13 protein-coding genes are annotated in these 19,809 nt (G+C 50.5%); 5 read left to right on the top strand and 8 right to left on the bottom strand.

Annotated features, from left to right (window positions below; all coding sequences use genetic code 11):
- Positions 1–108: 108 nt before the first annotated feature.
- From AC1S5B_RS02505 to AC1S5B_RS02485, 5 genes are all read right to left on the bottom strand, one after another.
- Positions 109–1,968 carry a GMC oxidoreductase gene (locus AC1S5B_RS02505; protein ID WP_482034144.1) on the bottom strand — a complete coding sequence of 620 codons (1,860 nt, stop codon included), beginning with the start codon at positions 1,966–1,968 and terminating at the stop codon, positions 109–111.
- 216 nt (positions 1,969–2,184) lie between these two features.
- Positions 2,185–3,486, bottom strand: coding sequence for a glycosyltransferase (locus AC1S5B_RS02500; protein WP_482034143.1), 1,302 nt, complete (start codon positions 3,484–3,486; stop codon positions 2,185–2,187).
- A 406-nt stretch (positions 3,487–3,892) separates the two neighbouring features.
- Positions 3,893–4,984: a redox-regulated ATPase YchF gene (ychF, locus tag AC1S5B_RS02495; RefSeq protein WP_482034142.1), complete on the bottom strand. Its 1,092-nt coding sequence runs from the start codon at positions 4,982–4,984 to the stop codon at positions 3,893–3,895.
- Between the two features lie 91 nt (positions 4,985–5,075).
- Complete coding sequence (locus AC1S5B_RS02490) at positions 5,076–8,564, bottom strand: AAA-like domain-containing protein (protein WP_482034141.1); 3,489 nt, start codon at positions 8,562–8,564, stop codon at positions 5,076–5,078.
- Between the two features lie 2 nt (positions 8,565–8,566).
- Positions 8,567–9,919: an AAA-like domain-containing protein gene (locus AC1S5B_RS02485; RefSeq protein ID WP_482034140.1), complete on the bottom strand. Its 1,353-nt coding sequence runs from the start codon at positions 9,917–9,919 to the stop codon at positions 8,567–8,569.
- Positions 9,920–10,221: 302 nt separating this feature from the next.
- On the opposite strand from AC1S5B_RS02485, the gene AC1S5B_RS02480 reads away from it, so the two are divergent.
- Both AC1S5B_RS02480 and AC1S5B_RS02475 read left to right on the top strand, forming a co-directional pair.
- Positions 10,222–13,725, top strand: coding sequence for a GAF domain-containing protein (locus AC1S5B_RS02480; RefSeq protein ID WP_482034139.1), 3,504 nt, complete (start codon positions 10,222–10,224; stop codon positions 13,723–13,725).
- 9 nt (positions 13,726–13,734) lie between these two features.
- Entirely contained in the window at positions 13,735–15,240 is a 1,506-nt protein-coding gene (locus AC1S5B_RS02475) for an aminotransferase class I/II-fold pyridoxal phosphate-dependent enzyme (protein ID WP_482034138.1), read from the top strand.
- Here AC1S5B_RS02475 and AC1S5B_RS02470 read toward each other — a convergent pair.
- A complete protein-coding gene (locus AC1S5B_RS02470) occupies positions 15,237–15,653 on the bottom strand; it encodes an FHA domain-containing protein (protein WP_482034137.1) in 417 nt (138 codons plus the stop codon). The two genes, AC1S5B_RS02475 and AC1S5B_RS02470, sit on opposite strands and share 4 nt — an antisense overlap.
- Positions 15,654–15,825: 172 nt before the next feature.
- Between AC1S5B_RS02470 and cbiT the strand changes: the two genes are divergently transcribed.
- The 3 genes from cbiT (at position 15,826) to AC1S5B_RS02455 (ending at position 16,986) form a co-directional block, all read left to right on the top strand.
- Positions 15,826–16,425: a precorrin-6Y C5,15-methyltransferase subunit CbiT gene (gene cbiT, locus AC1S5B_RS02465; protein WP_482034136.1), complete on the top strand. Its 600-nt coding sequence runs from the start codon at positions 15,826–15,828 to the stop codon at positions 16,423–16,425.
- Positions 16,426–16,565: 140 nt separating this feature from the next.
- A complete protein-coding gene (locus tag AC1S5B_RS02460) occupies positions 16,566–16,784 on the top strand; it encodes an IS1/IS1595 family N-terminal zinc-binding domain-containing protein (protein WP_482034135.1) in 219 nt (72 codons plus the stop codon).
- Between the two features lie 94 nt (positions 16,785–16,878).
- Positions 16,879–16,986 (top strand): DUF4351 domain-containing protein, encoded by a 108-nt coding sequence (locus AC1S5B_RS02455; protein WP_482036593.1) that lies wholly within the window; start codon positions 16,879–16,881, stop codon positions 16,984–16,986.
- Positions 16,987–17,040: 54 nt separating this feature from the next.
- Here AC1S5B_RS02455 and uvrC read toward each other — a convergent pair whose 3' ends face one another.
- On the bottom strand, positions 17,041–19,044 hold the full coding sequence (gene uvrC / locus AC1S5B_RS02450; RefSeq protein ID WP_482034134.1) for an excinuclease ABC subunit UvrC: 2,004 nt from the start codon (positions 19,042–19,044) through the stop codon (positions 17,041–17,043).
- A 44-nt stretch (positions 19,045–19,088) separates the two neighbouring features.
- On the bottom strand, positions 19,089–19,757 hold the full coding sequence (locus AC1S5B_RS02445; RefSeq protein WP_482034133.1) for an HAS-barrel domain-containing protein: 669 nt from the start codon (positions 19,755–19,757) through the stop codon (positions 19,089–19,091).
- Between the last annotated feature and the right edge of the window lie 52 nt (positions 19,758–19,809).

Raw genomic sequence — 19,809 nt, 5'->3', positions numbered from 1 at the left:
CTTATAAAGGATGGATATAGAGGAGGGTTTTAGCGTCTAACCTGAGATGTGTGTACACAGTAGCCTGCTCTGGGAGAGGGCTGAGAGCGGGAGAGTTTTGGCACTCAACTAGGCATTGCGACTTAACGATGGCACGTCTTCCTTCTTTGTCTTCATTTTGACTTTTCCAATGCTGGCAGTAGTGGATTTCCAGGGTTGCGAGGGTGTCATTGTGAGTAGTCCTGCCCGCAAGAAAAATAGCATTGCCAGTGGCAAGCCTATTAGTTTGATGTGATCCGCAAGCCGAATTGCCAGGGCTGCAATGGTCAGCGTGGGATTTGCATACCCCCCTGTAGGAAACACAGAACTGCTCGCAATAAACAAATTAGAGACCCCATGCACTTTGCAATTGGCATCCACAACCCCTTGCCTGGGATCTTCATTCATGCGAGTACCGCCCATGTGGTGGTGAATACTGGTGATGAACATATGAGGCAAGCCCTTATCCCGTTCAAGCTTCATCGTGCCGATGCCTGCTTTGGCAAACTCTTGGGTAAAGATTTCCTGGGAACGCTGCACACTGCGAATATCAATATCATTCCAGTGCCAATAGAGTTGAGGTTTACGACACCCTAAGCGATCGCGCGCTTCGCCCAGTGTAATCCGATTATTTGGATCGGGTGCCTGTTCTGTAATATGCAGCACTTCAAAGCAGTTAAATGCCTTCTCCAGGTTTTTTTCATTGACCCACCCAGAGCTATCAAACCCATATTTTGATCCAGAGTTTAGAGCTTGGTTGCCCCATGCATTTCCCTTGCGCCCTTGATAGTACAAAATGTCATCAATCCCTTTGAGACAGGTGATTAATTGCTTAAGCACATGGTCGGGAAGTTTCCGCTTTCTCGCGGCATTCAGCAACACTTTACTCGCCTCAACCGCTTCTGAACGATACGCTTTGCCGTTGGGAAACAGCATCCTGAGTAGATTGATCCGAAATAAGGCAGAGCGAGGAAAGATGGCAGCGTTGATGCCCAATAGATGTTGCTCTTGTCGATGTTGTTCAGTGATGACAGGTTTGCCAATCACCATTGAGCCATTGAGCCAATGGGCATCATACAGCCCTAAGGCTTTAAATCCACGAGAGTTTTTAGGAATGAGCAACCCCGACCGAATCACAGGGTGATCCATAAAGTAGCGACCCACGTTGTCATAGTGGTTGCCCAGACCGCCCTGCTGGTGCTTATCAGACAGCAGCAGCAAGCGCACGTTTTCAATGCCACCCATCGCTAAAACCACAATTTTGGCAGCTATGTGGAACTGGTTTCCTTCTAGGGTGGCAATCTTCACCTGGGTCACGGCTTGAGCCAGGTCATTGGTTTCTAGTTCAATGGCAGTCCCGTATGTCAGTATCTGAATATTCTTAGATTGCTCCAATTGCTGGCGATATTCATCTTTGAAAATATCGGCTGGACCGAATTGAAACATTTGGGTTGAGACGCGATCGCTCTCAAACGGAATCTGACGAGTGTTCTCACGTTCCCAGGTTGACACATCATAATCGTAGGGACCTGACTGACACGCAACATGGGCGCGTTGATAGTAGGGATCAAGGTGCGATCGAGAAAATGCCCAACCGCTGTGCGGCAACCAATCGCGCTTTTCAAAATCAGTCGCATCTAGGGGAATATAGCGGACTCCTTTGCGCCCTTTGCCGTACTGAATCTCCCACATGTTAGAGGTTCCCCCAAATTGACGCTGGTGCGAGTAGCGAAGATTTGGGTAGAAATCACCAATTGCCTCCTCAGCGCTGGCAGTCATTGCTTGAATGTCTGGCTCCGGCTGCAATCCACCGGATTCAACTAAACAAACCCGAAAATCCTGCCCAGCCAGTTCTCGCGCTAACAGGATTCCGGCAGGACCCGCGCCAATCACACAGACTTCCGTAGTAACAATCTCACCGTCAGGCACCTGTCGGGCATCAATCATCATAGTGTTTACAACCTTAAATTACAGGTTAGGGATAAAGCCTTACTTCTGATCAGCTGCACGGTTCTGTTTAAGCGAGAACTTTAGGTGCTTTGATCAAGAGTCCCTGAATTCTAGTGGCAAAGCCAATGCGTTTCTTTATCAAAGAAGAAAACTTTATACAACCCTCATCCGATACAGATTTTTATTATGTTTTGGTATTAAATTCAGATTGAAAATTCAAGGAGCCTCGCTACTTGGATAGGTACGCCCTTTCCAGGCTCCGCCTTGTCCGCGCCAGTGACGGATTGCAGAATCGATGGTCATCAGGTTATAGAGGAGGGCGATCGCGGGTAAGCCAACTGCCCATAGAAAGGACAGTTGATATAGCCGGATAGTTGGCAAATAGGCGATCGTCATCAACGCCCAGCCCAGTAAACCCGCCGCGCTCAGCATCCAGTTTTGGGTCAAGGCTCCACTCAAAGCGGCGATCGGCGAGACTAGATACACTAGCGTCATGCCAAACACGGTTCCCACCAACAGCAACGGTGAGTAGCCCAATTGGGTATAGGCAGTGCGTGCCACCATCTCCCAAATCGTTTGTAGGGAATCATAAGGGCGCAGACTGCGCGTGGTTTGAGTCAATCCCAGCCAGATTTTGCCAGAGGTGCCAGAGGTGATGGACGGATGCTGTTCCTCGACCTCTAATCCTTTAACTGCCGATCTTTTCACTTTTTGCGCCAAGGAACAGTCATCGATCAGCGCTTGCCGCAGACTTGGTAAACCGCCAATAGCTGTTAACGCTTCCTGTTTGATCAAAATACACCCTCCAGCAGCAGCGGCAGTCGAACGATCGCGATTGTTGACCCAGGGAAAGGGATAGAGCTTTTGAAAGAAGAAGACAAAGGCGGGAATCAGTAGTTTTTCCCAGAAACTCTGACAGCGGAGCAGCACCATTAGGGAAACCAAATCTAAATCATCGTGTTGAGCCTTAGTGACCAGTTGGCGCAGGTTGGCGCGATCGTGTTCAATATCGGCATCGGTCAACAAAAAATAGTCTGGCAATGGATCAAAGGTTTGAGCCTGTTGCACACCTTGCTCCATTGCCCATAGTTTGCCTGTCCAGCCTGGGGGTAGCGGTTTGGCGTGAATCACCGTTAGCTTCTCAGATTGACTGAGTTCTTGGGCGATCGCTGTCGCAATTGCACCCGTTCCATCGGTGCTTTGGTCATCCACCACAATAATGTGAAACTCACCGGGATAGTCTTGCAGCAAGAGCGATCGCAGAGTCATCGGCAGCATATCCGCTTCATTTCGCGCCGGAATGATCGCGCAGATAAAAGGTGTCGGGTGTCGGGTGTTGGGTGTCAGAGTGTTTTTTGTTAACCCCGCATTCTCAACGCCCAACGCTGAACTCTTGTCCAGCCGCTGATTGCAGCGCCAAAATTGTCCCCAAACCATCAGCAGTCCCGCCCAAATCAGCACAGACAGCAGCGCAATTATCAGCCCTAGTTCACTCATCCGCACGATTGCCAAACTCAACGTACAAGGGCACAATACATCAACGTTGGGGAGGAGTGTGAATCAATCCAAACACAGGATCGGGTTTCACCGTCCAGCATATCGCTAGAAAAACTGAATCAGGTCAATCATCCGTGGTTCTAAATTCAACTTAGGCGGTCAGCCGTCCTGCACAACACTAATTCCTACTTGTGAGAAAATCTTATTAAGATCCATAGGCTGATGGTTGAGTCATGCCATTCTTTTTGGGAGCAAGAGTCTGAGGCAATGGCGATTAGAGCGCTACTTTACCCAGTCAGTTTACACCCGGATTTTATATGACCCACGACCAGCACTTTACTCAGGAAGGGCTTGTGATTTTGTTGAGTGACTGAAACCAAGATGAGAGTATTTGTGTGGTGCCTGAAGAGCGATCGCCTTCTGACCTCTAAGCACTGGTATGAAACAGAATGACATCGCCTTCCTTAACGACATATTCTTTTCCTTCACTGCGAACCAATCCTTTCTCCTTAGCCGCAGGCTTGGAACCCGCCGCAATCAGATCATCGTAGGCAACGGTTTCAGCGCGAATAAAGCAGCGTTCAAAATCAGTGTGGATTACGCCAGCGGCTTGGGGTGCAACCATACCAGCGGTGATTGTCCAGGCGCGGGCTTCTTTCGGTCCTACGGTGAAGTAGGTGCGGAGTCCCAAGAGATCGTAAGTGGCACGAATTAGAGACTTTAGACCGCCTTCCTGCACGCCCAAAGAGTCGAGGAAATCAGCGCGTTCGTCTTCCGGCAGTTCCACCAATTCCGATTCCACTTGGGCGGATACGATCACGACTTGAGCATTTTCTTGGGCTGCCAGTTCGCGCACTTGTTCCACCCAAGCGTTGCCCGTTGCCAGGTCGTCTTCTGAAACGTTCGCAGCATAGATGATCGGCTTTTGGGTGAGCAATCCCAGCGCTTTAACCGCGATCGCTTCTTCTTCCGTGAGATTTACTTGTCGGGCAGGCTTCCCTTCGTTCAGCACAGGAATCAGTTTTTCTAAGGCATCCACTTCGATTTGGAGTTCTTTGTTGCCACGGGCTTGTTTTTTGGCGCGATCGAGTCTTTTTTCAATCTGCCCCAGATCCGCCAGTATCAGTTCCAAGTTGATGATTTCGATATCGCGAATGGGATCAATGGAGCCAGAAACATGGATGATGTCATCGTTTTCAAAGCAGCGCACTACATGGGCGATCGCATCCACTTCTCGGATATTTGCCAAAAACTGATTGCCCAATCCTTCCCCTTTACTGGCACCCTTGACCAATCCAGCAATGTCTACAAACTCGACCCGCGTGGGGATAATTTCGGCAGAAGCGGCTATCTTTGCCAAAACTGGTAGGCGTTCATCGGGCACTGCCACGATGCCCACATTGGGTTCAATCGTGCAAAATGGAAAGTTGGCAGCTTGCGCCTTGGCATTGGCAACCAGGGCATTAAATAGAGTGGATTTTCCCACGTTTGGCAATCCAACAATCCCGGCTTGAAGCATAACTTACCTAAGCGATCGCGCTATGTAGAACAGCCTTCAATTGTATCGGTTTGTGACAGGTGTTGGAGAACAGAAAAAACTAACTCAGGTATCAAGAGGAGAATTGTTTGCACAGGGCATTGGTTCGCTCTGCTGTCGCATTGGTTCGCAGATAATCTCCGACCCAACGGCAGCCATAATCCAGCGGCTTGAGATGCAGGATTGGATCTAAATTCCAAAAAATGATGGTTTGATCATCTCCGGCGGAGGCAAGAATGGGAAGATGAGGATGAAAGGCGAGCGATCGCACTCCTGACGTGTGCCCTTCGAGGGTGGTGAGCAGGGTGCCGTCTCGCGTCCAAAGTTTAACCGTTTCATCGATGCTGGCTGTTGCAATCAGCGACCCATTTGGACTGAAGGCAATTCCCCAGACGGCGGCTTTGTGACCAGTCAGCGTTTTTTGGAGCGTTCCCGCTCGTGTCCACAGTTTGACGGTGGTATCTCCACTGCTAGAGGCTAAGAGTTGGCTATCGGGGCTAAATGCAACCTGCCAGACAGCAGCCGTGTGTCCTTTCAGCGTTTTCAGCGCAGTTCCATTCGAGTCCCAGAGGCGGAGGGTGGAATCGTTGCTTGCTGAAACGAGCAGTTGACCATCTGGGCTGAACTTCACATCCCAAATAGGGGCGGTGTGTCCCTTCCAAGTTTTTAGTAACGCGCCATCGGCTTTCCAGAGCCAAAGGGTTCCAGCCGCATCACTCGCCGCAATTTTCTGTCCACTGGGGTGCCAAGCAACCGAGATCAGGGCAGTAGTCGAGTCTTTGACGACCTGCAATAATGTGCCATCCAGCCGCCAGAGCTTGAGGGTTTTATCTTCACTCACCGAGGCAAGGGTGCTGCCATCGGGACTAAGATCAATTCTTCCAGCCGTGGCATCATGGGCAGAGATTGACCGCAGTGGCGTACCATCCAGTTGCCACAGTTTAATCATTTTGTCATTTCCCGCTGCGGTAATGATGGTGCCATCTTTGCTAAATAGGAGCTTGAGCGTGATATCGGTCACGCCACGAATCGTGCGTTGGAAGGCGTTCTCAGTTTTCCACAGCAGGGTCGTATTGTCGGCTCCCGCAGAGGCGATCGCGCGGTTATCTGGGCTGAAAGCCACATCCCAAATGGCAGCATTATGTCCTTGAAGCGTCGTCAGTAAGGCTCCATCGGGTTTCCACAATTTCACGGTTTTATCTCGGCTGCCGGAGGCAAACATTTTACCGTTGGGGCTAAACTCTACGCTCCAAATGCCCGTATCATGTCCTTGCATTGTCTTCAACAGTTTGCCTTGCGGATTCCACAGTTTGATGATGCCATCGGAGCTGCCTGAAACCAGGGTTTGCCCATCGGGACTGAAGGCGATCGCGTGTACGGGCGCGGTATGTCCTCCTAGCACTTGGCGTTGAGTGCCATCCCGGTGCCAAAGCGTGACCGTGGTGTCGCTATTCCCCGCCGCAATGGTTTGACCATCTGGGCTATATGCAACCACTCGGATGCCGGATTGTTTCCCTGGCAAGGTCATCAACCAGTTTCCCTGGCGATCCCACAGTTCCACCGAGCGATCATTGCCTCCAGAGATCAAGGTCGCTCCATCGGGGCTAAAGTCGATGCTCCACACTCCCGCCGTATGGGTCTGGATGCTCCGGATCAGGGTGCCGTCTCGCCATAGCTTAATGGTTTTGTCATCGCTTGCGGTGGCAAGCAGCAATCCATCGGGGCTGAATTTGACTGAACGAATCAGGGCAGTATGTCCCTTCACAGTCTGAAGCAGTGTGCCATCGGGTTGCCACAGTTTGATGGTGCCATCTACGCCTGCGGTGGCAATCTGCTGACCATCGGGGCTAAAGTCAACCGCTAAAACGGCAGCCTTATGTCCATCCAACCGATTATATTCCTGAATGCTTAGCACCACTTGCCAGAGAGTTTCATCCACCTTCGCTTGTAGGAGTGCATCTGCTGGCAGGTGTGGGAGACGTTCTTTGGCACGAATCGCTTGCAGCAATGCATCAAATCCTTTGTGAGAGGCAAACAAGGCTTCTGAGGAAAGGTCGATCGCCCGCAATTCACTCAGGGCAGCTTGCTGATATTGGCGATAGGCAACCAGTCCTAGGGCGATCGCGATCGTCATCACCACACTGACAATGCCGAGCAGCACCTGCTGTCGTCTGAGGTTGTGGCGCTGCTCAAGCACCCGTTGTCGTTCCAGCTTCAGCCGTGCCTCCACTTCCGTGAATCGCTCTGCCTCCAGAAGGCGCTGACTCTCTTGGCGATCGCACTCCTGACTGGCTGCCAAAAAGCGATAATCCAAATCACTCAGACTTTTGTGTTGTGCCCAACTGAGCGCATCTTGCAAGGCTTTTCCCCTGAGCAGCCGCGATTCATCCAGGTAGCCAGACATTATCCAGGTATTGATTGCCTGGGAATAGGGGCGGAGGTTGGCTAATTGCTGGTTCACCCACTCCAAGCTGAAGACTTGTTGATAGAGGGGGTTCTTAATCTGCAACTGCCCATGCCGCTTCTCCACTAATCCCGTTAAAACCAGATCCATCTGTTCCGGGCTGTCGTTTGTGGCAATGCCTTCAGACGCAGCGAGTTCTGAGGAATCACGGGAGGCTCGTAGCAGAATTTGTTGATAAAGTCCTAGCAATCTTCCGGCTTTTTGTTCGCTATAGAGCAAGCGATCTCGGATGGTTTTCAAATGCTCCGGTTCGTCTTGAGCTTCCCAGTTGTGCAGGATATGGGTTTGAATCAGGCGATCGATCTCGCTCCCATGCTTCCATGTCTGCACCACTAACTGACACACCTTCTGGGTTAAAAACGGCTGTCCACCCGTCCAATCTAGAATGTCAGCTAGGACAAGTTCTGCATTGGGAACTGTTTCCACCAATCCAGAGAGCAGGGGGAAAGCGTCAGAAGCTTGGAAGCCGCTTAGCTCGATCGCCTGCCCAATGTTGAACGGTGTGCGGCTAATATCCGAAATGAGATCTGTGGGGGTGGCAACGCCAAACAGGGCAAAGGTGAGTCGTTGATAATCTGGGCGATCGGCGCGACGGTTATAGCAAGCACGAATCAAGGCAAAGAAATCATCGGTTGAGAACGGCAAGCTGAGGACGCTATCAATTTCGTCGATAAAAATCACGATCGGGTCGGTTCCTTGAGGCAGCAGCACCTCATCGAAAAATTCGCTCAATCGATGAACCACCGACAGATGCAGGCGATCGCGCCACCACTGCACCAGATTCACTTCTAACTCAAAGGCTTTGGTTAACAGTCCGGCGATCGAGGCATACCATTGATCGGGCGTAATGTTGCGAGTGCCGATCGCCGTAATATCAATCACGCCACAGCGCACCCCAACAGCTTGCAGCCGATCGGTAGTATGTACCCGCAAGCTCGACTTGCCCATCTGTCGAGCATTAAACACATAGCAAAATTCACCCCGCTGTAACGCTTCAAACAGTGCCTCATCCGCTTGCCGCCGCACATAGGTCGAAGCAGTGGAGGGCAAACTGCCGCCCACTTGATAAAACGGATTGGGGCTGGAGGCAATGAGCATCGCTAGGGATTCAACAGGTGAGAAAAATAGTTCTGATATAGCTGACAACTGCATACTGCCAGTTGATCCTCAAACCGGATTAGCCCAACCCCTTGCAGCTTAAACGCTTGAGTGGGGTAAAGCGCCACGCCATTTGGTGAACTGACGACTTGCTGCATGGCGGCTTTAAGTTCGGGTTGCTCTTCCACATAGCCCAACTGTTGCCGCAGGTGACTATCAAAAATACTGGTTGGAGTCGTCGCGATCGCTAAAAAGTGATCAAGATCTGCTTTCCGCTGGCTCAGATGAAACAACGCTAACTGGGTCAGATAGGGGTGTCCGCCTAACAGCGTCATCAACGCAGCCGCATAGGGTTCTGAGGGTGCTAACCCATAGCGAAGGGATAGCTCTTGGACTTGTGCCTCGGTAAACGCGGGTAAGACAATCAGCAACCCTACATTGAAAGGGGATTGATTCACATTCAGCGGCAGAAAGACATCGGTGGAGTAAACAATCACCAGCCGCAATCGTTGCCACAACTGACTCACTGCCGTGCTGTAGCGCGATCGCTCATACCACGCTCGTAACATGCCAAAAAAATCCGCCGCCACCTCCGGGTAGCTGAACAGCATATTCACCTCATCTAGCACCAGCAACATTGGACTGTCAGTTGCCGGCAATAAATACCGTTCAAAATAATCCATGCAGCTATAGTTACTGCCAAAAATTGGACTCCAAAACTCCTCTAAACGATTAGGTAGCCCCAAACTGTCGCCCACCATCAAGCAGAGCCATTGCAAAAACTGACCTAAATTGCTCAGCACTTCGCGATCGGTGAGTTGCAAACTGACCATTGCGGTGCGAAATCCGCTGTCTTTTGCCTGACTCAACCCTTGAGCCATAAACGAGGTTTTGCCAAACTGCCGGGGTGCTCGTACCCGAACTAAAGCCCCTGGCTGAAGAATTTCTCTGGCGAACAGCTTTTCGATCGGGGGGCGATAAATCCAAAAGGGGGAATCCAGCGATAATTGCCCTTTGATTGGGGCTTGAAGCAAGCCCGATAGGACGGAAAGGGAGGCTTCGCTGTCTGCCTCCTGGCTGACATAATCATCGGTTGCTAAAGTCAACCCAAAGGCTTCAAAATACGCTGCGAGTGTGGGCTGATCAACCGGATTCTGGCGACGGCGAACTTTGGTTAGAGTTTTGGTGCTGAGTTGGGTGCGATCGCCCAACTGCTCTAAGGTGTAGGCATTCCCGCCATTCTCCCGCGCTGCCGAGAGTAATTCTGCTGCCTGGAGACGCTGCCAGCCCTGCACGCTGAGAATAATCCCTCGTCTGCGCTTGAGGGTTTGAGATTGATCAGAATAGTCTGTCATGAAAAACACACACGAAAATGTCACCTGATTTTTATGTAACCTGGTGTTCTCAATAGACTTTACAGGACTTATCCTCGCTCTTAAGTAAGATTCCTATCTAAGTTCTTAAGTTACAGGCTTAACGTTCCATCAGGGCTGGTAGTTCAAGTCGCCAGATGCCACGATGACAAGTTGAAAGCAAAATTTCCTTGTTAGATTTAAAAGAAGCTGACTGCTTCGATGGTTCGCTAACTTCTCTAGTTATTTGAGTGTCCTTAATTGCTGCAAACTACGACCTCTAATTCGTTCTTTATGGGAAGACCATGCTGGAACTAATTACCACTTTACTGTCACCCAATCAGTATATTCCTCATGGTCATTGCTATCTGTGGCAGACTCCCTTGGTCGGATTGCATGTGGTGAGCGATGCGCTGATCGCGATCGCCTATTTCTCCATTCCAGCGATGCTGATCTACTTTGTGAAAAAACGGGGCGACATTCCGTTTTCCAGGGTATTCATGCTATTTGGGGCATTCATTATTTTGTGTGGCACCGGGCACACGCTGGATATCTGGACGCTCTGGCATCCCGATTATTGGGTTTCGGGGGGCGTGAGGGCGCTGACTGCCCTGGTTTCTTGCTACACCGCTTTGCAGCTAGTGGAACTGTTGCCCCAATTCCTCGCGCTGAAAACGCCAGAACAACTAGAAGCGCTGAATCGCCAGTTGGAGCAGCAGTTTGAAGCACGAACCGTAGAATTGGTGGTTTCCAATGCTGCCCTAGAGGCTGAAGTGCGAGAACGGATTGCGGCAGAAGCAGCGTTACAGGAAAGTCAAGAACAGTTTTCTAAAGCGTTTCACTCCAATCCCATCGCCTGCTGTATTTCCACGCTCAGCGAAGGGCGATTGTTAGATGTGAATACCAGTTTTCTCACCCTGTTTGGCTATAGCCGAGACGAAACCATTGGGCGCACCTCGGCAGAGTTGCGAGTTTGGTCAAATCCAGCTGATCGCGATCGCCTGATTCAGGCATTGCAGCACCAGCAATCGGTACAGCTAGATGCGCCTTTCTGCGTTCGCTCTGGAGAAGTTCGATATGGGATGTTTTCTTTTGAAAAGATTGAGCTTCAGGGGAAACCTTGTCTTCTCAGCATGATTTACGACATCACAGAGCGGAAGCAGGCAGAAGCAGAGCAAGTGCAGCAAATGAAGCTAGCCGCCCTGAGAGCCGCGATCGGCACGGCATTGACCCAAGGCGAATCTCTGCAAGATATGCTCAACCGTTGCGCCATCGCCCTGCATCAACATCTAGATGCCGCGTTTGCCCGAATTTGGACTTTAGACGACTCTGAACAGGTGCTAGTTTTGCAGGCAAGCGCGGGTCTGTATACCCACATTGACGGCAACCATAGCCGCGTTCCCGTGGGGCAATTCAAGATCGGCTGGATCGCTCAACATCAACAGCCTCACCTGACCAATCAGGTCACTACTGATCCGCGTGTGGGTGATCATGAATGGGCAAAACGAGAAGGCATGGTTGCCTTTGCGGGATATCCTTTAATCATCAAAAATCGCCTGCTGGGAGTTATGGCAATTTTTGCCCGCTATGCCCTGCCTGAAAGAACTCTGACGGAAATGGCATCGGTTTCTAGCGCGATCGCCGTAGGCATCGATCGCAAACTGGCAGAAATCGAACTCCGCCGCACTGCCGAACGAGAACGAGCCGCCGCACGAGTGCTGCAACGGATGCGGGCAACCCTAGAATTGGAAACTATTTTCTCCACAACTACGGAAGAATTGCGGCAAGCCATTAGCTGCGATCGCGCCTTGATCTATCAATTCGATGCTGAGTGGAGTGGGCAGGTGGTGGCGGAATCGGTGGGCGATCGCTGGAACGCCATCCTGCCGATTCGGGTCGAAAACACGTCGCTAAACCAGGGAACGGTCGAGCAAGCTAATTGTATTGTTAAACAATTCAATGATACCGAAGTCATCATTCGAGATACTTACTTGCAGGAGCATGAAGGAGGGCTACACCGTCAACAATCAAACTACTGCTGTGTCATCGATATCTATCAGCAAGAGTTCGATGCCTGCTATCTGGAATTCTTAGAAACCCTGCAAGCACGAGCCTACATCATCGTGCCTATCTTTTGTGGCAACCAATTGTGGGGCTTGCTTGCCACTTATCAAAATGCAGAGCCTCGTCAATGGCAATTAGCCGAAATTCAAATGGTGTCCCAAATTGGCAATCAGCTTGGGGTTGCCGTGCAGCAGGCAGAGCTATTCGCGCAAACCCAACACCAAGCAACCGCCTTGAAACTCGCCAAAGAAGCGGCGGACGCGGCGAATCGGGCAAAAAGTGAGTTTTTGGCAAACATGAGCCACGAACTCCGCACTCCCCTCAACGCGATTTTGGGCTTTACTCAATTGATGCAGCGAGATTCCTCTCTCAGCACAGACCATCGCCGCTCCGTCAAAATTGTCAACCAGAGCGGTGAGCATCTATTGGCATTGATCAACGATGTGCTAGAGATGTCCAAGATTGAAGCGGGGCAAGTGACTCTGCATGAAACAGACTGTGACCTACACAAGCTGTTGCAAAATTTGGAAGATATGCTGCAACTCAAAGCCCAATCCAAAGGGTTGCAACTCCAATTTGACTGGGATGCGACGCTACCGGAGTCTATCAAAACCGACGAAAATAAACTGCGCCAAGTCTTGATTAATTTAATAGGGAATGGAATTAAGTTCACCGATACCGGCAGAGTCACGGTTAGGGTGAAAAGCTTGCAGGACAACAGCAGGAAGAAACTAAACGGCTCCGTCTTCTTCCTGCGATTTGAAGTGGAAGATACGGGACCCGGAATTGCGGCAGAGGAATTGGGCGATTTGTTTCAAGCCTTTAAGCAGACTCAATCGGGACAGAAATCTCAAGAAGGAACGGGGTTAGGATTACGAATTAGTCAACAATTTGTGCAGTTGATGGGGGGCAAAATTACGGTGCAGACCGAACTCGGTGAAGGCAGTTGTTTTGCGTTTCAGATTCAAGTGGAGCGATCTCACTCGGCATCAATCACAACCGCAATACCAACGAACTCGACCGTCAAGATTACGTCTCAACAGATTAATCACCGCATTCTGATTGCCGAAGATAGTCCTGTTAATCGATTGCTATTGAACAAACTGTTGAGCGAGGTAGGATTTGAGATCCAAGAGGCTGAAAACGGACAGGTTGCGATCGAACTTTGGGAACAGTGGCAGCCCCATTTGATCTTTATGGATATGCACATGCCGATCGTCAATGGCTATGAAGCGACCAGACGGATTCGCGCTAGGGAACAGGCAATCAGGAACGAGGAGCTAGGGGCAGAAACAGTCCTTGACTCCCAGCCCCGCACCCCAACTAAAATCATTGCCCTCACAGCTAGCGCCTTTACCGAACAGCGGCAAGACAGTTTTGCAGCGGGCTGTGATGATTTTGTCAGTAAACCCTTCCGCCGGGAAGAATTGCTGAATGTTTTATCTCAACATTTGGGATTACAAAATTTGGATGAGGATGTCGCGATCGCAACAGAACCCGTCTTTCAACCCTCAATGCCTGATGAACCTTCTTTGAGTCTGGATATCTCTGCCGTCATGTCAGCCGAATGGATTGCCCAACTTTGCCTTGCCGCGACTCAGGGCAACGATACTCGCAGTCTCACCTTGCTCACCCAAATTCCTTCGGAACATCGCTCCCTAATTCAAACATTGACCCATTTGATTGAGAACTACCAGTTCGATCGCCTACTCGCGCTGCTTCAGCCAACCCGTTCCGAAAGTTAGAATAGCTGGATGGACACCGAAAACCGCACGATTCACCACTCTCAGGCAGAGATGCCCTTGGTCGATGCGTTGCGCCAGTGCCGCGATCGCCCCAATGCTCCCTTTTATACACCGGGACATAAACGCGGACAGAGCATCGCAACACCCCTGAAAGAATTGCTAGGAGAACAGGTTTTTCGGACAGATTTGCCAGAACTGCCGGAGCTAGACAACTTGTTTGCACCCAAAGGCGTAATTTTGGCAGCGCAAGAACTCGCCGCCGCCGCATTTGGAAGCGATCGCACTTGGTTTTTGGCGAATGGTTCCACTAGCGGTGTGATTGCGGCAATTTTAGCAACCTGCAATCCGGGAGATAGCCTCATCTTGCCGCGCACAGTGCATCAGTCGGTTATTTCGGGGTTGATTTTGTCTGGTGCGGTTCCCGTGTTTATCAATCCCGACTACGATCCGGTACTGGATATTGCCCACTGCATTACTCCCGAAGCGGTAAAGCTTGCCTTAGTCCAGCATCCCACTGCAAAAGCTGTGTTGATGGTTTCACCGACTTACTATGGTGCCTGTGGAGATGTGAACGCGATCGCCCAGATTGCCCATGACCACGGCATTCCCCTGATCGTCGATGAAGCCCACGGTGCCCATTTTGCCTTTCATGCCGATTTGCCGATCTCAGCCTTACAAGCCGGTGCTGATGTTGCAGTGCAATCTACTCACAAAACTCTGTCTGCCCTGACGCAGGCGGCAATGATTCATGTTCAGGGCGATTTAATCGATCGCGATCGCCTCTCCAAATCTCTCGCCTTAGTGCAATCCACTAGCCCCAATTACTTATTATTAGCGTCTCTTGATGCGGCTCGGTGGCAAATGGCAACGCAGGGAGAAGCCCTCATGACCCACACTTTACGCTTGGCGGAAAAAGCGCGATCGCAGATCAACCAGATTCCCAACCTGGCGACCTTGAGCCACCACCACGCCACCACACCCGGATTTGTTGATTTTGACACTACCCGCCTCACTGTCTCCGTCTCCGGTTTGGGTATGGACGGCTTCACCGCCGACGACATTTTAAATACTCAGCTAGGCGTAACCGCCGAATTTCCTTCTCTACAACACCTTACCTTCATCATCAGCCTAGGCAACACAGCGGCAGATATTGATCAGCTAATCAACGCCTTTGAAAAACTAGCAAAACAGGAGTTCCGAGTTCTGAGTTCCGTTCGCGTAGCGTCTCCGCAGGAGTTATTCCGAATTCCGAACCTAAAATCCTTACCTTCATTCGCCATTTCTCCGCGTAAGGCATTTTTTGCGGCTACCGAAACAGTCGCGATCGCTCAGGCTATTAACCGCATCAGCGCCGAACTCGTCTGCCCCTATCCACCGGGTATTCCCGTGCTGATCCCCGGAGAAATGGTGACCGAAAACGCGATCGCTCACTTGCAAAAAATCCTAGCATCGGGTGGCATGATCAGCGGTTGCGCCGATCCGAGTTTTGCCACCTTGAAAGTCATCAAAGCTTAGTCTGTTGCGTCATTATCCCAATCATCCATGGGGATCACGGTTTCATCATAGTTTTGGGGGCGTACCTGCTCTGGTTCTTGCTCCTGGAGATGATAAGTGGCGTGAATCTTAGGACCAAACCGAATTTCGTCGCGATCGCTCAGGTTGCAGGCTTGCACTTTTCGCCCATTCACCAACAACCCATTAGAACTTGGTTTTCCCTTGGGCGTGCCATCCACAATCCGATAGTGATACTCTTCTTCGTCCTCAATAATTTGTACCAACGTTGCATGACGACGCGAAACAAACTGAGAAGCTAGACGAATATCGCAGTTAGGATCTCTACCAATCGAATACATTGGCGCATCAAGAATATGCTCTTTGCGTCCTTGATCGTCTTCAACAATCAACACATGCTTAGCGTCTAAAACCATTAGTAGAAAGCAAATTTAATGAAGGTATTCTATTATTCACTACCAGATAGCGATCGCCCGGATCTTCGCCCAAATGAGTAAAATATCCTCGTTCATAGAAGGGCGAGTGTAAGGTGTAAGCAGTTGGGTTAGCCAGCTTTACCAGCCTACTTATCCCGTGCAACTTTTTCTCATGCTTTCCTCCTCATGGTCTTATGTTACTCCAGGAATCCCAGATGAGATGTTTGAGCGTCTGCCTGGTATTCCTATGACTCCCCGCGAAATTCGGCTCCTGCTCCTGTCTTATTTGCGATTAGAGTCAACGTCGGTACTGTGGGATATTGGCGCAGGCACGGGCACCATTTCTGTCGAAGCGGGATTGCTTTGTTCCCAAGGACATGTAATTGCGATCGAGCGCGATGAAGAGGTTGCTAGCTTAATTCGCCGCAACTGCGATCGCTTTGGAGCCACTAATGTTGAAGTGATTGAAGGCATTGCTCCAGAGTGCCTCAAAGATTTAGCGCGATCGCCCCAGCGGGTGTGCATTGGAGGGGGGCGATCGCTCAAAGTAATTTTGATGGAGGTCTGGAAATACTTACCAGCGACAGGGCGAGTAGTGGCGATCGCCGCTAGCTTGGAAGGACTGTATCAGGTATCAGAAAGTTTTGCCGAGCTACAGGTTCGTAATGTGGAAGTGGTGCAGCTTGCCGTGAACCGATTGGAAAAACGCGGAATTAGCCAGGTTTTTACGGCAACTGACCCAATTTTTGTCCTCAGCGGCGAAAAGCTCTAATTGTCTGCGCTTATTGCAAAGTGCCCAGATAAATGGACGATTGTCGTCTTGATAAATGAATTGTTGAGCTAGTTGGAACGCGTGTGGGTAGTGCTCAAGATGTAATGATGGAGAAGTAGAGTTTTTGCTGTTCTCCCATCATGCCTCTCTGCCCCATCTGTGACTCCGCCAAAACGGTTAAGAACGGTCGCATCCACAATGGTAAACAACGATTCAAATGCCACGACTGCGGACGACAGTTCATCGAACAACCCAGCAAAAAAGTTATCGACCAAGCGACGCGGGCACTAATCACATTGGTGCCATTTGGTATTTCATCCATCACTACAACGTATCATTACTTGTGTAGCACTACCTGATTGGGGAATTGAACAGGGGATTCAAAGAGAAGCGCGATCGCTGATCACTCCGGCTCCTAAACCGACAACTGGGAGAACTACCAAATAGCTCCAGCTGCAAATCGACGCACTCTCCACGGCTCAGTTAGAGGCATTGGGCGAGGCATTGCTGGATTTTAGAGAAATCGCTGATTTCAATACCTGGTTACGAGCCAATCAGTAGATGCGATCGCACTAACCATCTTCTCAAAGCCGAGCAAAATTACCATTTTTTACGCTACAAAATTGCCGTATTCTCCTCGGTATCCGAAGCGAGGTGAGGCTCAAGTATAGATGTTGGCGGCTCTTCAACCAGGCTATCATCGTGAGCAGGATGGAAGTAAGTATAAATTTGCTGGGCTAAGCGAGGACCAATCCCAGGAACTGTGGCAATTTTTTCAGCGCTGGCTTCCCGCAGATAGTCGATCGATCGAAAGGTGGAGAGCAACAGCTTTTGGCGATGGAACCCCAATCCAGGAATTTCATCGAGACGCGATCGCCGCATTCGCTCCGTGCGTTTTTGGCGATGGAAGCTGACCGCAAATCGATGTGCCTCATCTCGCAAACGTCGCAAAAGCTGAACTCCAGGCTGTTCTGCTTCCGTCTTCAGGGGCAGCGATTCACCCGGCAAGAAAATCTCTTCTCGCTGCTTGGCAAGGCTGACTACCCGCACCTCTTCCAGCAAGTTCATCTCTCGTAAAACGCTGACTACGGCGGATAGTTGCCCCTTGCCCCCATCAATCATGACCAAATCGGGAAAATCTGAAGTAGCACTCACATGGCGATCGAGAACAGAAGTCTCGTCACGTTTTACCAGTTCTCCCCGCTCTTTTAGGGCAGCATACTTGCGAAACCGCCGGGTAATTACTTCAGCCATCGATGCAAAGTCGTCTGAATGCCCACTTGTCACCGTAGGATTTTTAATCTTGTAGTGGCGGTAGTGCTGCTTTGCGGGCATTCCATCCATGAAAACGACCTGAGAAGCAACAGCATCCGACCCTTGAATATGGGAGATGTCATAGCCTTCAATCCGGCGTGGAAAATCGGGCATATCCAGTAGTTCTGCTAGATCTTGCATTGCTTGGGTGTTGCGATCGGCAAAGCGTTGAGCGCGTGCCAACTCAAAGCCGGCATTGCGTTCCACCATTTCCAGCAGGTCAGCTTTAGTTTGCCGTTGGGGATGAATGATCGTGACTTTTCGTCCCTTCGCTGTGGTGAGAAACGCTGCCAACATCTCGGCTTCCGGCAATTCATGCTGCACCAAAATCTCGCCAGGAATTTCGATTGGGTCAATGTGTTGATAATGTTCTTCTAAAACACGTTGAAGAATTTCCCCAGGAGTCCCCGATTGGGCATCGGCAACGAAGCCCAACCGACCCACCAATCGCCCGGTGCGAATTTGAAATAGCTGAATACAGGCATGGTTTTCATCGGCAGCCAAGGCGATCGCATCCCGCGACACCGTATCATCTGCCAGATCCACCTTCTGATCGGCTCCTAGGGTTTTCACTCCCGCAATCTGATCACGAATCCGGGCTGCTACTTCAAAATTCAACTCGTCGGCAGCTTTTGCCATCTGCATCGATAGAATATCTACCAGTTCGTCAATTCGTCCCTGAAACACCATCGCCACTTTGCGAACAATCTTGTGATACTCCTCCGAGGAAATGAGCTGCTGGCAAACCCCCGGACAACGCCCAATGTCGTAGTTAAGGCAAGGGCGATCCTTAAAGAGCGATTGAGGACGTTGCCGCAATGGGAACACCCGCTTCACCAAATGCAGCGTACTCCGCAGCAACCCCACATCCACGTAGGGGCCATAAAAGCGATCGGCTTTTTTACCCAACTGACGTTTGCGGGTAATAAAAATTCGCGGATAGTCTTCAGACCAAGTAATACACAGCCAGGGATATTTTTTGTCATCCTTCAGCAGCACGTTGTAGTAGGGCTGGTGCTGCTTGATCAAATTGGCTTCTAGGGCAAGGGCTTCGGCTTCGGTATCCGTGACGATGAACTCGATATCGGCGATTTGCCGCACCATCATGGCAATCCGGGGACTGTGGTGATGATCATCGCGAAAATACGATCGCACCCGCGATCGCAGCTTTTTCGACTTGCCAATGTAAAGCACCTGATCAGTCGCATCCTTCATGTAGTAGACTCCCGGCTCCGGGGGAATCTCTTTCAGGCGAGTCTCTAGGCGCTCTAGATCTTGAAGTAAGGGCAGAATCTTAGTGGTCACACGAAAAAAATAGCTCGGTATACTCTTCGATCTTAGTGCGAATTTCAGATATGAACCTGACTCAAAATCGTGCGGAGGCGATCGTAATCATCTTTCAAATAGAGACTCAACATTCGTCCGGCTTGCACCAACCAGTCTCGATCTGCCCGTCTCAACCCATATACTTCCCGCAGCATCGCAGCGACCAAAGCATCCACAGGCACCCCGTTCATTTGCAACAAGGTTCGCAGAAAATCGAGCCGATCCGTGAAGCGCAAAATTTCATCAGCGTCGCATTGATACACTGCCTGGTGAAGTTGGGGCGGGCGGGGTGGCAAATGTTGATAGATCACAGATGCGTCTGACTTTACACCATTATTTCTGGCAGCGTAGGGTTCAAACCCGACGATCGCTGCCCGGAACTCTGTCTTCAACATTGCGAAGATTTGCGGCTGTTGTTCTCGCAACTCTTCCAGCGACAAACCTAGTGCCCGCGCTCGATGCACCGAATCGATCGGGCTGGTGGAAGCGTAATACACGATCGCATAGATCTGATTGCCTGACTCTTCTTCCGCCGATTTTACCCAACTGCCAAAGGGCGGCATCGCGGGAAAGCTGAGATCATCGGGATCTAAACACTGCGCTAGAAACTCCGCAGTGGAAGTTTCAATCACCTCGGCAATATGATTGGGCTGGCGATTTTGGGCAGCAAACTGAGGAAGAGGAAGACGCATGAGACAAGCAGGAAGACTTTAAATTCTAAGCTACATTTCTTCATAGCTTAAT

The organism is Leptolyngbya sp. CALU 1928, from assembly GCF_056784215.1.
Note: the sequence above shows the minus strand (reverse complement) of the source record. Positions and strands in the feature narration are given on the sequence as shown.

Bases quoted from the DNA above. Each gene is read 5' to 3' on its own strand.
- AC1S5B_RS02475 (WP_482034138.1), top strand. From the start codon at position 13,735: ATGGACACCGAAAACCGCACGATTCACCACTCTCAGGCAGAGATGCCC.
- AC1S5B_RS02485 (WP_482034140.1), bottom strand. From the start codon at position 9,919: ATGACAGACTATTCTGATCAATCTCAAACCCTCAAGCGCAGACGAGGG.
- AC1S5B_RS02460 (WP_482034135.1), top strand. From the start codon at position 16,566: ATGCCTCTCTGCCCCATCTGTGACTCCGCCAAAACGGTTAAGAACGGT.
- AC1S5B_RS02505 (WP_482034144.1), bottom strand. From the start codon at position 1,968: ATGATGATTGATGCCCGACAGGTGCCTGACGGTGAGATTGTTACTACG.
- ychF (WP_482034142.1), bottom strand. From the start codon at position 4,984: ATGCTTCAAGCCGGGATTGTTGGATTGCCAAACGTGGGAAAATCCACT.
- AC1S5B_RS02490 (WP_482034141.1), bottom strand. From the start codon at position 8,564: ATGCTCATTGCCTCCAGCCCCAATCCGTTTTATCAAGTGGGCGGCAGT.
- AC1S5B_RS02470 (WP_482034137.1), bottom strand. From the start codon at position 15,653: ATGGTTTTAGACGCTAAGCATGTGTTGATTGTTGAAGACGATCAAGGA.
- AC1S5B_RS02480 (WP_482034139.1), top strand. From the start codon at position 10,222: ATGCTGGAACTAATTACCACTTTACTGTCACCCAATCAGTATATTCCT.
- AC1S5B_RS02445 (WP_482034133.1), bottom strand. From the start codon at position 19,757: ATGCGTCTTCCTCTTCCTCAGTTTGCTGCCCAAAATCGCCAGCCCAAT.
- cbiT (WP_482034136.1), top strand. From the start codon at position 15,826: ATGCTTTCCTCCTCATGGTCTTATGTTACTCCAGGAATCCCAGATGAG.